Source organism: bacterium (genome assembly GCA_026708015.1).
Lineage (GTDB): Bacteria > Actinomycetota > Acidimicrobiia > Acidimicrobiales > Bin134 > Poriferisocius.
In genome coordinates this window covers 17,665-30,388 of the sequence record JAPOVT010000037.1, presented here as the reverse complement: position 1 = coordinate 30,388, position 12,724 = coordinate 17,665, and the positions used below count along the sequence as shown (strand labels likewise).

At 64.6% G+C, this 12,724-nt stretch carries 13 protein-coding genes and 1 pseudogene; 12 read left to right on the top strand and 2 right to left on the bottom strand.

Annotated features, from left to right (window positions below; translation table 11 throughout):
- Positions 1–4 precede the first annotated feature (4 nt).
- Positions 5–1,387, bottom strand: a complete 1,383-nt coding sequence (gene cysS, locus OXG30_08230) for a cysteine--tRNA ligase (protein MCY4134884.1) — start codon at positions 1,385–1,387, stop codon at positions 5–7.
- A 74-nt stretch (positions 1,388–1,461) separates the two neighbouring features.
- Between cysS and OXG30_08225 the strand changes: the two genes are divergently transcribed.
- The 12 genes and pseudogenes from OXG30_08225 (at position 1,462) to OXG30_08170 (ending at position 12,215) form a co-directional block, all read left to right on the top strand.
- On the top strand, positions 1,462–1,764 hold the full coding sequence (locus OXG30_08225; protein MCY4134883.1) for a hypothetical protein: 303 nt from the start codon (positions 1,462–1,464) through the stop codon (positions 1,762–1,764).
- Positions 1,765–1,836: 72 nt separating this feature from the next.
- Entirely contained in the window at positions 1,837–2,241 is a 405-nt protein-coding gene (locus tag OXG30_08220; protein MCY4134882.1) for a VOC family protein, read from the top strand.
- A 136-nt stretch (positions 2,242–2,377) separates the two neighbouring features.
- Positions 2,378–2,761 (top strand): annotated as a pseudogene (locus OXG30_08215) (molybdopterin-dependent oxidoreductase).
- Positions 2,754–3,482, top strand: a complete 729-nt coding sequence (locus OXG30_08210; protein ID MCY4134881.1) for a lysophospholipid acyltransferase family protein — start codon at positions 2,754–2,756, stop codon at positions 3,480–3,482. The pseudogene OXG30_08215 and the gene OXG30_08210 overlap by 8 nt, the downstream one beginning before the upstream one ends.
- A gap of 6 nt (positions 3,483–3,488) precedes the next feature.
- Complete coding sequence (locus tag OXG30_08205; protein MCY4134880.1) at positions 3,489–4,265, top strand: hypothetical protein; 777 nt, start codon at positions 3,489–3,491, stop codon at positions 4,263–4,265.
- A 100-nt stretch (positions 4,266–4,365) separates the two neighbouring features.
- The gene (locus OXG30_08200; GenBank protein ID MCY4134879.1) at positions 4,366–5,835 is read left to right on the top strand and encodes an alpha/beta hydrolase; all 1,470 of its coding nucleotides are present in this window, start codon (positions 4,366–4,368) and stop codon (positions 5,833–5,835) included.
- Positions 5,826–7,007, top strand: coding sequence for a serine hydrolase (locus OXG30_08195; protein ID MCY4134878.1), 1,182 nt, complete (start codon positions 5,826–5,828; stop codon positions 7,005–7,007). Before OXG30_08200 ends, OXG30_08195 begins: the two co-directional genes overlap by 10 nt.
- A gap of 55 nt (positions 7,008–7,062) precedes the next feature.
- A complete protein-coding gene (locus OXG30_08190; protein ID MCY4134877.1) occupies positions 7,063–7,890 on the top strand; it encodes an SDR family NAD(P)-dependent oxidoreductase in 828 nt (275 codons plus the stop codon).
- 435 nt (positions 7,891–8,325) lie between these two features.
- Positions 8,326–8,868: a polysaccharide deacetylase family protein gene (locus OXG30_08185; protein MCY4134876.1), complete on the top strand. Its 543-nt coding sequence runs from the start codon at positions 8,326–8,328 to the stop codon at positions 8,866–8,868.
- Positions 8,869–9,117: 249 nt separating this feature from the next.
- Complete coding sequence (locus OXG30_08180) at positions 9,118–10,551, top strand: polysaccharide deacetylase family protein (GenBank protein MCY4134875.1); 1,434 nt, start codon at positions 9,118–9,120, stop codon at positions 10,549–10,551.
- A gap of 51 nt (positions 10,552–10,602) precedes the next feature.
- Positions 10,603–11,802: a thiolase family protein gene (locus OXG30_08175; protein ID MCY4134874.1), complete on the top strand. Its 1,200-nt coding sequence runs from the start codon at positions 10,603–10,605 to the stop codon at positions 11,800–11,802.
- Positions 11,802–12,215: a Zn-ribbon domain-containing OB-fold protein gene (locus tag OXG30_08170; protein ID MCY4134873.1), complete on the top strand. Its 414-nt coding sequence runs from the start codon at positions 11,802–11,804 to the stop codon at positions 12,213–12,215. Before OXG30_08175 ends, OXG30_08170 begins: the two co-directional genes overlap by 1 nt.
- Here the strand turns inward: OXG30_08170 and OXG30_08165 are convergent.
- Positions 12,212–12,715 carry a nuclear transport factor 2 family protein gene (locus OXG30_08165; GenBank protein ID MCY4134872.1) on the bottom strand — a complete coding sequence of 168 codons (504 nt, stop codon included), beginning with the start codon at positions 12,713–12,715 and terminating at the stop codon, positions 12,212–12,214. The two genes, OXG30_08170 and OXG30_08165, sit on opposite strands and share 4 nt — an antisense overlap.
- Between the last annotated feature and the right edge of the window lie 9 nt (positions 12,716–12,724).

The window sequence follows — 12,724 nt, the reverse complement described above, 5'->3', positions numbered from 1 at the left end:
TTCCTCAGGATTTTCTCCAGATCGTGCCGCCGGGAGTGTCCTCCAACACGATTCCCCGGGCAGCCAGCTCGTTGCGAATGCGGTCGGCGGAAGCGAAGTCCTTGGCCTTGCGAGCCTCGTCTCGTTCGTCCAGCAGCTTCTCGACCTCTACGGCCAATGCGTCATCGCTCGCCTGGTCGTCGCTGGCCAAGGCCAGGCCCAGCGCCCCGGCCAAGTCGCACACTGTGGCGTGGGCGGATGCCGCCCGGTCGGCATCTCCGGCATCCAGCGCGCCGTTGGCCTCTCGGACCAGGTCGAACACCACCGCCAATCCGGTGGGAGTGCCGAAGTCGTCGTCCATGGCGGCGGTGAACCGGGCAACCGCATCGGCATCAGGCGTTGCCGCAGGATCCAGGCCGGAGGCAGCGGCCCGCCGATGCCAGGCCCGCAGCCGGTCCAGCGCTCCGGCCGCCCCAGCCAAGGCGTCGTCGCTCAACTCCATGACCGTGCGGTAGTGGGTTTGCAGCATTAGCAACCGCAGTACCTGGGGCTCATAGGCGTCGAGCAAGTCGGACAGGGTGGTGAAGTTGCCCAGCGACTTGGCCATCTTCTCGCCGTTCACGTTGAGCATGGCGCCGTGGATCCAGTGGCGGGCGAAGCCCAGATCAGCTCCTTCCGCCTCGGCCACCTCGTTCTGATGATGGGGGAAGGCCAGATCGTCGCCCCCACCGTGGATGTCGAAGGTTTCGCCCAACAGATCAGTGGCCATAGCCACACACTCGATGTGCCAGCCGGGGCGGCCCGGTCCCCACGGCGAGTCCCACACCGGCTCGCCCGGCTTGGCCGCCTTCCACAAGGCGAAGTCCAGCGGGTCGACCTTTTCGACGTCTACTTCCACTCGCGCGCCGGCTCCTTCCCGCAACTCCTCGGGGGTGCGTCCGATGAGATCGCCGTAGCGGTCGTGGGTGGCCACCGAGAAGTACACCCCTTTGCCCTCGATGGCGTAGGCCGCGCCCCGATCTACCAGGTCACCGATGAAATCCAGCATCTCCGCCACATATTCAGTGGCATGGGGTCGGTGGTCGGGCCGAGCGATGCCGAATCGGTCCATTTGGTCGACATAAACCTGCTCGTAGCGAGCGGCGAGTTCGGGCTCAGTGGTTCCGGTCTCAGATGCTCGGTTGATGATGTTGTCGTCGATGTCGGTGATGTTGGATACAAACGTGACCTCGAAGCCCCGCCACTGGAGGTAGCGGCGCATCATGTCGAACGTGAGCGCAGTGCGGGCGTGGCCGACATGGGGGTCGTCGTAGACAGTGGGGCCGCACACGTACATTGACACCCGGTCTTCAACCAGCGGCTCGAACGGCACGATCTCCCGGCGCCGAGTGTCATAGAACGAGACCACGCCAGAAGGCTAGCTATCGCCCCCGCCAGTGCTGCCATCCGTTTGGCGGGAAGCAAGGGGGTTGCAGCCATCCGGTGATGCAGCAAGCAGCCATCGACCCGGCGGTCATGCGCGGGGCCTGGCTGGTGCTGGTGGTGGTGAGCCTGGCCAGCTTCCAGACAGCCATGGCGCTGTCGATCATCTTCGTGGTTTATGCCGACCTGAAGGAGTCGTTCCCCGACGCCGGCGAGGCTGAGCTGTCGTGGGTCATCAACTCCTTCACCATGGTCGGGGCGGCCACGCTGGTGGTCGGCGGTGTGCTCGGCGAGCGATGGGGGCCGGCCAGATCGGCAACCTCGGCACCAGCTACGTCATGCTGGCCTCCGGGGGCGCGGTGACTGCCGTGCTGGGATTGCGCTGTACGCGTCCCGAGGGCACGTTTACCCCCGCGTTCCCATAAAGTCACGGGCATGAGCACTGCTGTCAAAGGGCTGGTCGCCTACTCGCACGTGAATATCTGTGTGACCGATGTGGAGGCTGCCGACGCCTTCTACATCGGCAAGCTGGGCTTGGAAAAGCTGCCCCGACCCGATTTCGGCGAGTTCGCGGGGTCGTGGCTGCGGATGGGACCATCCCAGCTTCACCTCAGCAAGGTAGACAAGATGCCGGACACCGCGGGGGCAATGTCCCACTTCGCCCTCTACATTCCCGCCGACGAATTCGACGCCACCATGGCCGAATTGGCCGAGCGGGGTCTGGAGTTTGCCTCCGAGCCGAACCAGCGGGAGGACTTTGGCGTTCCAGTGAAGACGGCGTTCGCCCGCGACCCCGACGGGAACCTCATCGAGTTCACCGACGTCTCCTTGTTCGAGTGAGGGAGGCCTCCACTCGAATCGACTAGGACTAATGCCCTCGATTCTTGGCCATCCGGTTCTGCGAAGGGAAGATCCCCGTTTTCTCACCGGCCAGGGCGCATTTGTGGCCAACCTGATCCCTCCCGACGCTGCTGAGTTGGTGGCGGTGGACGACGCTGGCACCGTTTTGAATCCACTCATCTTCGAAGGCCAGATCCACGGGGGTATCGCCGGTGGCGTCGCGCTGGCTCTGATCGAGGAGTTGGCCTATGACGCTGATGCCAACCCGCTAACCACCAACTTCGCCGATTACCCGGTGATCTCGGCGGCTGAGCTGCCCAGTTTCGAGTTGATCAGATCGGAGACCCCCACGGACCGGAACTTGCTGGGAGCCAAGGGCGTCGGCGAGTCGGGCACGGTTGGGGCCACCGCCGCGGTGCAAAATGCGGTGATCGACGCGTTGGGTCATCTTGGGGTCCGCCATCTGGACATGCCGACGTCACCCCAGCGAGTGTGGAAGGCCTTGCAGAACCATGTCTGAACAGCATTTGGAAGACCGGGTGCTGGCCATTTGGGCGACTCGTCGGGCCCAGGTTCTCTATTGGGCGTTGCGGGCGTTGATCCGTGTGGTGGGGCGCCTTTACCTGAGGACCAGAATGGTGGGCGCCGAGCGACTGAGAATCGAAGGGGCGTTCATCATCGCTCCCGTACACCGGTCCAATCTGGACGGTCCTTTGGTGAACTCCCGTTGCCCTCGTAAGGTGCGATCCCTGGCCAAGATCGAGATGTTCAAGGGAAGGGTCGGCACTTGGATCAGCGCCATGATTGGGTCGTTCCCCGTGCATCGGGGGGCGGGTGACCGACGGTCGCTGCAAGCGGCCATCGGCCTGTTGCGACGGGGCGAGCCTTTGCTGGTGTTCCCGGAGGGCACTCGCCATTCGGGTCGCCAGGTGGGGGAGATCTACGGGGGCGCTGCATTTCTGTCGGCTCGAACCGGGGTGCCAATCCTCCCGGTCGGCATCGCCGGCACCGAGGAGGCCATGCCCCCCCAGGCCAAGTTTCTCCGGCGGGTGCCGGTGTCCATTGTGGTCGGTGAACCGCTGTTGCCGCCGAGCATTGAGAGCGGCCGACTCTCCTCCAGCCAGCGCAGCGAGTTCACCGTCCGCTTGCGAGAGGCCATGCAATCGGCCATGGACGAAGCCGCCGACTTGGCGTCAACCCGCCGCAGCCGATGCCGCCGATGGAACAAGCGCGATGATTGAGGTTCTGTGAGCGCAGTCGAAGTCATCCACGCCGCTGAGGTTGAGGCCACCGCGCGGTATCCGGTAACGACGGTCGAGGTTGCCGGAAGCCTTGCTGCTCGGCCGGTGAGCCCTGACGGAGCATCGCTGTGGCTGATTGCCGCCGATCTGGCTGCGGGCACTGAGCTGCGGTGGGGCACCGAGCACGGCGACGAGGCCGTGTATGTGCGCTCCGGCAGCCTGGCCGTCGACGGGCGGGTCTGCCCTGTCGATGGGGCGATGGTGGTAGAGGCCGGAGTGGCTGCCAGCGCGATCGCCGAGTCGGACACCAGCATCTTGCACATGGGTCCCGCCGATGCCACGCCGCCGACCGACGGGCTGAGAGGCCCAGCCGAATCCGATGGTCGAAGTGTGCGGATTGTCGGCCCTGGCGGGGTGTGGGCCACGGTTGACGAATCCCAGCGCACCCGGTTCTTCTCTGACGCTTCCGCACCCACCAATCGGCTGTGGCTGTTGGCTAGCGATCGTCCCCAGTATTTCGAATCCTCCGCTCACAGCCACTCCCAGGACGAACTGATCCACGTGCTGCGAGGTGAGATCCGAGTCGGTCGCCGAATGGTCGGCGTGGGCGACACCCTTTGGGTGGCCGCCGCCCGCCGCTACAAGCTCTACAGCGGCGACGATGGCGTCCATTTCATCAACTACCGCCGTGACGCCTCGGTTATGACCTCCCCCAAGTACGACGGCCCCCTGCTCGAAGCCGGAGAGCCCACCAACATGACCTGGGTGAACGACACCCGCTGACCAGAACCTGGCGAGAACTCCTCCGGTCACGATGGGTATTGCTGAACTGTCGTCGCGCCCGGATATCTTGAGGCCACCAGGCCACGACCAAGGAGGGTTGATGAGAAGGTATCCGAGGGCGATTGTCGGAGCGGGTGTGCTGCTGGTGGCGGCCTTGCTTGCCGCCGGATGCTCCGACGGCACCGATGCGCCCTCGGCTGAAGAGCCTGCACCTACCACTGTTCAACCTGAACCCGAAGCCTCCATCTTCCAGGACTGCGGGCAGGTTTATCTCTGCGCCGAGTTGGAAGTTCCTGCCGATCACAACGACCCAGACGCCGGAACAATCACCCTGGAACTCGGGATGCTCCCCGCTGGCGAGCCGGACCGTCGTATCGGTGTGCTGCTGGTGAATCCGGGCGGCCCTGGCGGAGAAATGGGCGACTTTCTGGAATACGGCGCGGGACTGTCCGACCAGGTGCTGGCCCGGTTCGACGTGGTGGGCTGGAATCCCCGGGGAGTAACTGCGAGCCTGAACCCCAACTGTCGCGAAGAAGCTGAGAATCTTCAGTTGGTGGGTGCGCTCTCGGACACTCCGGAGAACGAGGCCGCGATCGCTGAAGCCGCCCAGCAAGCCGCCGAAGCCTGCTTGGCTGGTTTGGACGGTCGATCCGAGTTCATCAGCACGGTGCAGACCGTGCGCGACATGGATTTGATTCGCCAGGCTTTAGGCGAGAGTCAGATCAACTTTCTCGGCTACAGCTACGGGACGGTGCTGGGCCAGTTCTACGCCGATCAATACGGTGCCAACGCCCGGGCGGTGGTGATTGACGGCGTGCTGGACACGTCGTTGACCCATGCGGACGTCTTGGTGGAGCAGATCAGGGGCTTCGCCCGAGTGATCGACGCGGTGTTCGACGCCTGTCTGCAAGATAGAGCCTGCCCAATTGTCGGTAATCCCAAGTCGGCCTATCTCCAGTTGATGGACAGCTTAGAAGCCGACCCGCTGCTCGATGCCAAGGGCAATGTTCTGGCGGGCCCGGGAGAGGCGCAGCTGGCTCTGGTGAACATCTCCTATAGCTCAGCCGAGCAGTGGCCGTTGTTTTATCGGGCATTCGCCCAGGCTTGGGGGGAAGGTGATGGCCAGTTGATGCACGACCTGGCTCAGTTCTATCTGGGGGCTGTAGACCTCGGCTCGTTTTTCAGCATCAGTTGCACCGACGGCGGCCGGATGAGCGAGAGCGACCTGGACCGACTGATCGGTCGGATGATCGAAGAGGCTGGCGAATTCGGACGAGCCGCAGCAGCCGAGGCCCGCATGTGTGTGTATTGGGACAACGCGGAGACCCGCCCGCACGAGCCGGTGCGAGCGCCGAATGCACCCCCGGTGCTGGTCATTGGAAACCGAGGCGACAACGCCACCCCTTATGAGTGGGCGGTGGCAGTGGCCGAGGCCTTGGAGACTGGTGTATTGCTCACCTACAACGGCACAGGTCACACCAGCTATGGCCAACATCCGTGCGTGGACGAGGTGGTGGACAACTATCTCATCGACCTGGTGCTGTCCTCAGAAAACATCGAGTGCGGCTGACATCCCCAGGCGGGTTCGCCCGGCTGAGCACGGCATTGGTGGCCCTTGGGCTGCTCTGCGGAACTGCGGCCTGCGCCGAGGAATCCGAAGTGGTGCTGGAGGTGACCTCAATTGGCGGGGAGGCCACTCCCACAGTGGTGCCGACTCCAGTACCCGCCGCGGTGCCCACGCCGACGTCTCCGGCACCAGCACCTACGCCGAGCCCCACCATCGAAGCGACAGTGCCAGCTAACCCGGAACCGACCGTCGAGCCAACCCCGACTCCTGATCGCTCCGCACAGGAGTTCTTGGACTCATTGGCTGAGGAGTTCCACTTCGTGCTGGCCGAGGTGTTCGAGTATCTGGCCGAGGTCTCCGAGGAGTGGAATCCCGACGGGCAGATTTCGATTGCTGTGGTACTCCCCGATGAGACGCTCCACGGATATGAGGCCACTGAATCTCGGATCTCGGCCAGCGCGGTCAAGCCAATGTGGGCTGCCGCGGCCCTGGATTCTGCTGGCGTGGAGGCGGCGAGTTCCTCCGCCTATTCGGCGTTGATTTTGTCTGACAACTTGGCCGGGGGAAGGTTGATCGACCTGGCCGGGGGAGTGGACGCGGTGAACGCCTGGACTAGGAATGTGGCCCAGCTGTCCGACACCCGACTGGAGGCATGGCGATTCCAGGACCCCAACCGGGTGGCCAGCAGTTTCAACCCCGAGAATCCCCTGGGCAACCGCACCACCATGGCCGACCTGGCCCTTTTCTTTGCCCGTCTGTACAAGGGCGAGCTTCTAGATCCCGACGAGAATGCCGCCCTTCAACAGTGGCTGTTGGACACTTCCCATTCGCTGCATTCTTCGAGAGACCTTGATGGGGTCTTACTGGACCGGCTGCCCACCCAAGTGGCTGAATCGTCGCTGCACAAGGCGGGCTGGCTTCGACCCAACTGCTGCCCCGCGGAATACCGGCAGATGATCGACGCTGGAATCATCGTGCTTCCTGACGACAGCTGGTATGCGTTAGCTATCTTGAGCTCCCGGGGGGAGTTCTACGATCTGACCAATCAATGGGTGGCGCTGGCCGCCTGCCGCATCTATGCCTTTGTGGCCGAAGACCGCGAGCTTGTCTGCGAGCGGGAGGGCGATGGCGTCCACGACCCGGAGATTTGGCCTGAAGCAGGAACTGGCGGGTAATTCCAAACAATTCCGCCCCGACATCAGAGGCTGAGTCGTGCCAGCATGGGGCCCCATGCAGGAATTTGACAACAAGGTGGCAGTGATAACCGGGGCGGCCAGCGGGATCGGCGCGGCCTTGGCGGCCGGATTCAGTGCCGAAGGCGCAAAAGTGGTGGCTGCGGATATCGACCTGGCGGGCGCAGCCGCTACCGCAGGCGCCATCGGAGACAATGCGATGGCAATTGAAGTAGACGTGGCCGACCGGTCATCAGTCGAGGCGCTGGCCGACGCTGCCTGGGATGCCTTCGGGCAGGTGGACCTGCTGTTCAACAACGCCGGGGTATTCCAGGCCGGGCTCATGTGGGAGCGCACTCAGGCCGACTGGGACTGGGTGCTCGGGGTGAACGTCTACGGCATCATCAACGGGGTGGCCGCTTTCGTGCCCCGGATGATCGCCCAGGACACCGAGGGCCACATCGTGAACACCGCGTCGGTGGCCGCCTTCGTGGCCGGCGGATTCTCCAGCCCCTACGTAGCGTCGAAGTGCGCCGCCTTCTCGCTCACCGAGTGCCTAGCGCTGGACCTGGCCGGGGTGGGGGCCAAGATCGGAGCCTCGGTACTTACCCCCAGCGCCATCGACACCGCCATTGCCCACACCGCTCGAGTCCGTGGCGAGCGCTACGGCACCGACGAGAGCGAGGACAACGCCTTTGTGGTGGAGTCGCTGTCCCAGATGACGGCGACCGGCATTTCGCCGGCTGACGTGGTCGGCCCGGTCATGGCCGGCATCAGAGCGGGCGACTTCCTCATTCCCACCAAGCCCAGCTACGCCAATCAGATCCGGGTCCGCTATGACGCATTGCTGGAGCGAAGGGTCCCCCCGACCGCCGAAGTTGACTGACCCGAATTCCTGATGGCGCAGCCATAGGCTGGGCCCATGGCCGAAGCTGGTCGGAGGGCATTGGCACCCGTTCTTGTCTTGGGGCTGGCTTTTGCCGGATGCAGCCAAGACAGTCGCTCACAACCCGATACTTCGTTGCCAGCGCCCACTTCGGGGTCCCCACCAGTTGCCGTTGCGCTGACCCCAGCTCCCACCGAGCGGCCTGCTACTCCGGAACCCACCCCGAGGCCGTCTCCGACTCCGAAATTGGCCCCAACTCCGTCGCCATCTCCGGTTCCATCTCAGACCCCTACTCCGACCCCGACATCGGCTCCGACCCCGTCTCCTACTCCGACTCCGGCACCGACCCCGTCGCCGTCTCCGGTTCCACCTCAGACTCCGGCCCCGACCCCGTTACCCACTCCCGCTCCGAGTCCCGACGAGTCTGCCCCGGTCATGTACCTCACGTTCGACGACGGCCCCCATCCGGTGCATACGACGGAGGTGCTCGATGTGCTGGCCCGCTACAGAGCTCGGGCCACATTCTTTGTCGTCGGCTCGCTTGCCCAGCACTACCCCAACACAATGCAGCGAATGCTGGATGAGGGGCACACCATCGGCAATCACACATGGAACCATGAGAATCTGGCTGAACTCTCTCGAGAGGAATTCGATGAGACAGTCGGACGGACCCAGGAGATGCTTGGCGATCGCGGTGCCGCCTGTCTGAGGCCGCCCTATGCTGGCGTGGGCCCGTCCACCCGGCAGTGGGCTGCCGAGCACGGTCTTGACCTGGTTACGTGGGATTTCAGCCCCAGAGACTGGATCCCGCAGTCGGCGCACGAAATCGCTCAGCAAGTTGTGGAACACGCCCGCGATGGTGTGATCATCCTGCTTCACGACGGTGGCGGCGATCGCTCGCAAACTGTGCTCGGTCTCGATGCCGCGCTCAGCGAATTGTCCAGTCGGGGCTATCGCTTCGAACCGCTCTGCCGGTAGCTGACCATGACTTCTAGCAGACTTGTGTTCGCTGGGCTCGCCATAGCGGTGCTTCTCGGCGGGTGTGGCCAGGATGACTCGCCTTCGCCACCAGGCGGGTTGTCGGACCCTTCCCTGGGCGCTGCTCTATCCCCAGAGCCTTCGAGCTCGCCGCCTGCTTCTCCAACGGTGTCTGCCCCGGCAAACCCAGACTTCACGCCACCAGAGGAACCACCAAGCGAGCCTCCGAGCCCGCCGGCACCAACTCTGGTGCCGATCGAACGAACGGGGGTGGACTGGGAGGACCTCGAAAATCTTGCCTTCGAGGTAGACGGCCAGTTCATACAGCTTGAAGGCGGCAAAGCCGAGATCTCCTACGGCGGCGCTTCCACCGACCTCTTTGTGCTTCAAAACCGAGTGGCACAGGGTGATCTGGATGGTGACGGATTCGAGGACGTGGTGGCCCACATCACCTTGAGATCGGCCGGTTCGGGCGTATTCCACCTGCTTGTGCCGGTGGTGGACGACGGGCGAGGTGGGGCGGCCAAACAGCCGGTGCCGGTGGGCGATCGCATTGTGGTGGAGGGAATCGAAGTGCGAGACGGCCTAGTAAGGGTGTCACTTCTGGATCGCGAGCCGGGCGAGCCCTTCACCGTCATTTCTCTGCGTCAGACGCTGGAGATCGACATCTCCGGGCCAGAACCCGCGGTGTCGGTGGTCGAGTCCATGCCTTTGGAAGCCCTTCCGCTTCCTGAGGCCGAGGCGCCCGAAATCGACATACGGTTCGACCCGGGTGCCGTAGGCGGCACGGTGACCGGATCGATCGACTTCCAGCAGAGGCAGCCCTACACGGCCTACATATCCGAGGGCCAGGCGTTCACCGCGATACTGGAGGCCCCCATCGGGGTGTGGTTGGATGTGCGGCTCGGCGATCGCGTGCTGACCTCGGGGTCCAAACGGTTCCAGTCGGTGTCCGCCAACCTGCCCGCCACCGGTCCTTGGAGGGTGACGGTGGTATCCACTCACGCCGGGCCGGTCGACTACAGGCTCTATGTGGAGGCCCTACCGCGGGGGGCCAGTCCCGCCCCAGTTCCCACTCCCACAGGACCTGCCGAGCCGACCTCGGTGTCGTCCGCACCTGACAGCGGCGCCGGCCCGGTCTTGTACTTGACATTCGACGACGGCCCCCACCCCGTGTACACGCCGCGAGTGCTGGAAGTCTTGTCCCGCCATGGCGCTCGAAGCACGTTTTTCGTCATCGGCTCGTTGGCCGAGCAATACCCCGGCATCATCCAACGCATCAATGCTGAGGGCCACACTGTCGCCAACCACACGTGGAATCACGAGGCCTTGGCGGGCTTGCCCCAAGAGGTGTTCGATGACACGGTCGGGCGAACCCAGGATTTGCTCGGCTCTCGGGCAACGCCGTGCCTGCGGCCCCCCTACGGGTCAATCGATGCCTTCACCCGCGACTGGGCGGCGGACCACGGCCTGGATGTTGCCCTGTGGGATGTCGACCCTGCCGACTGGCGCAATCCTCCAGCCGCGGAGATTGCCCAGCACATCGTGGACCACGCCCGCGACGGGGCCGTTGTGCTGCTTCACGACGGCGGCGGCGACCGAACCCAAACCGTCTTGGCCCTCGATGCCGCCCTTAGCGAGTTGTCCACCCTGGGCTACCGCTTCGAACCGCTCTGCACCTGACGCAGACAGTCGACCGAAGCTGCTGCCCAGCGTCTCACTAGTGTGAAGCGCATGGGAAAGAGAGCGGCGGCGATTGTGGGGCTCACGGAGTGGGCGCCGAAACGGGTGTGGGATGAGCCCATGTTCACCATGGAGGCGTGTGCCCGGCTAGCGGCCGAGGTGCTGGCCGATGCCGAGGTGGACAAGGGCGAGGTGGACGGTCTGGTGATTAACGGCCTGCGGGAGTCGCCGTTGTTCGCGCCGTCGGCGCTGGCCGAGTTCCTGGGCGTCCGCAGCAACTTCAATGAAGTGGTCGACCTCGGCGGAGCCACTCCGGCGGGCATGGTGTGGCGCGCCGCGGCCGCCATCGAGGTAGGGATTTGCGAGACGGTGCTGGTGTTCACCCCCTCAGTGCCCGCCCCGCCTCAGCCGGGGGCCAACGGTGGCCCGATGAAGATGAAGATGGGTGCGTATATGGGCGGCGAGGTCTGGGGCTCCCCCCAGGGGCAGTTCGAGATTCCTGCCGGTTTGGTGGCAGCCACCCCCAGCTTCGCCATGGCCGCCAGCCGGTACATGGCCGCCTACGGAGTGAGCGAGGAGACGCTGGCCAAGGTGGCGGTGGACTCCCGCTACAACGCTCAGGCAAATCCCATGGCCGTGTTCTACGGCAAGCCCATCACCATCGACGACGTGATGAACTCCCGCTACGTGGCCGACCCACTGAAGCTGCTGGAGATCGTCATGCCGTGCTACGGCGGCTCCGCGGTGCTGGTGACCACCGCCGAGCGAGCTGCCCGGAGTCCGCACCGACCGGTGTACGTGAGCGGCTACGGCGAGCACCTCACCCACAAGAGCATCACCTATGCCCCCGACGTCGTCGATACCCCCATCCGACTGGCTGCCGACCGGGCGTTCTCTATGGCCGGGGTGTCACGCGAGGCAGTGGACATGGCCTCCATGTACGACTGCTACACCATCACCGTGCTGTTGACCATCGAGGATGCCGGGTTCTGCCCCAAGGGCCAGGGCGGTCGATTCATTGACGAGCACAGCCTGCGTTACGACGGCGACTGGCCCCTCAACACCCACGGCGGGCAGCTGGGCATGGGTCAGGCCGGCTTGGGCGGCGGCATGAGCCACATCACCGAGGCGGTGCGCCAAGTGCAGGGCCGGGCCGACGACCGCCAGGTGCCTGATTGCAATATCGCCTACGCCAACGGCACCGGGGGAATGCTGGCCGAGCAGGTGGCCCTCATCCTGGAGGGAGCCTGATGGTTCACTTCTCAACCGACGGTCGGCCGCTGCCCACCCCCACTCCGATCACCGCGCCCTACTTCGACGGCTTGCGGCAGCGGCGCCTGGTGCTCCAGCGCTGCCCCCGCCACGGATACTTCTTCTACCCCCGCGGCCGGTGCCCAGTTTGCCTGGGAGACGACTGGGAGTGGGGGGAGTTGAGCGGCCAAGGCACGGTGTACTCCTTCACCGTTGACCGGGCTGGCCACGACCCGGCCCTGGCCAGCCGCATCCCCTTTGCCATCGCCCTAGTGGACCTGGATGAGGGCCCTCGGCTGGTGGGCAACATGGTGGACTGCGATGTAGGAGACGTATCCGTGGGCCTGGCCGTGGAGGCCGCTTACGAAGACGTCGACGACACCACCCTGCTGGGATTTCGCCCCGCTGGCTAGCTGTTGTTGAAGGCCTGCCAGGTGGGTTCTTCGTAGGGGAGGGTGCCGAGGCCGTCGTGGTTCTCGGGCCAGTTGGCCGGGGGCAGCCCGAGCGGATTCACGCCCACCTCAGCGCCGTAGAACAGCTTGTGGAGGCGGCGCACGAAATACCAGTGGCCGTCTCGGCGCTCGTAGGTGTCGTCGTAGCGGATGGCCTGGTGGATCCAGCGGTCCCCATCGGCGATCTCGGCCTTGCAGTACACATGGCCGGTGGCGTGGTCGTCGTCGATCAAGTCGATCTGATGGGTGCCGATGTTCAGAATTGACGGCCCGATGTCCCCTAGCGACTCCTCGAAGTTCGCCCGAAGGGCGTCGCGCCTGTAGGTGTCCTGTCCCACCCGCACGTCGTCGATGAACAGCTTAATGAGGGCATCCAGATCTCGCCGGTCGATCGCCACCGCGTATCGGGAGGCCAGTTGCCGGATTTCCTCATAGGCCAGCAGCCGGGCGACGTCGTCCACCTAGTGATC

What these genes read in the sequence shown, in the direction of transcription:
- OXG30_08170 (MCY4134873.1), top strand. Translation starts at nt 11,802, where the DNA reads ATGGTTCACTTCTCAACCGACGGTCGGCCGCTGCCCACCCCCACTCCG.
- OXG30_08200 (MCY4134879.1), top strand. Translation starts at nt 4,366, where the DNA reads ATGAGAAGGTATCCGAGGGCGATTGTCGGAGCGGGTGTGCTGCTGGTG.
- OXG30_08210 (MCY4134881.1), top strand. Translation starts at nt 2,754, where the DNA reads ATGTCTGAACAGCATTTGGAAGACCGGGTGCTGGCCATTTGGGCGACT.
- OXG30_08190 (MCY4134877.1), top strand. Translation starts at nt 7,063, where the DNA reads ATGCAGGAATTTGACAACAAGGTGGCAGTGATAACCGGGGCGGCCAGC.
- OXG30_08185 (MCY4134876.1), top strand. Translation starts at nt 8,326, where the DNA reads ATGTACCTCACGTTCGACGACGGCCCCCATCCGGTGCATACGACGGAG.
- OXG30_08220 (MCY4134882.1), top strand. Translation starts at nt 1,837, where the DNA reads ATGAGCACTGCTGTCAAAGGGCTGGTCGCCTACTCGCACGTGAATATC.
- OXG30_08175 (MCY4134874.1), top strand. Translation starts at nt 10,603, where the DNA reads ATGGGAAAGAGAGCGGCGGCGATTGTGGGGCTCACGGAGTGGGCGCCG.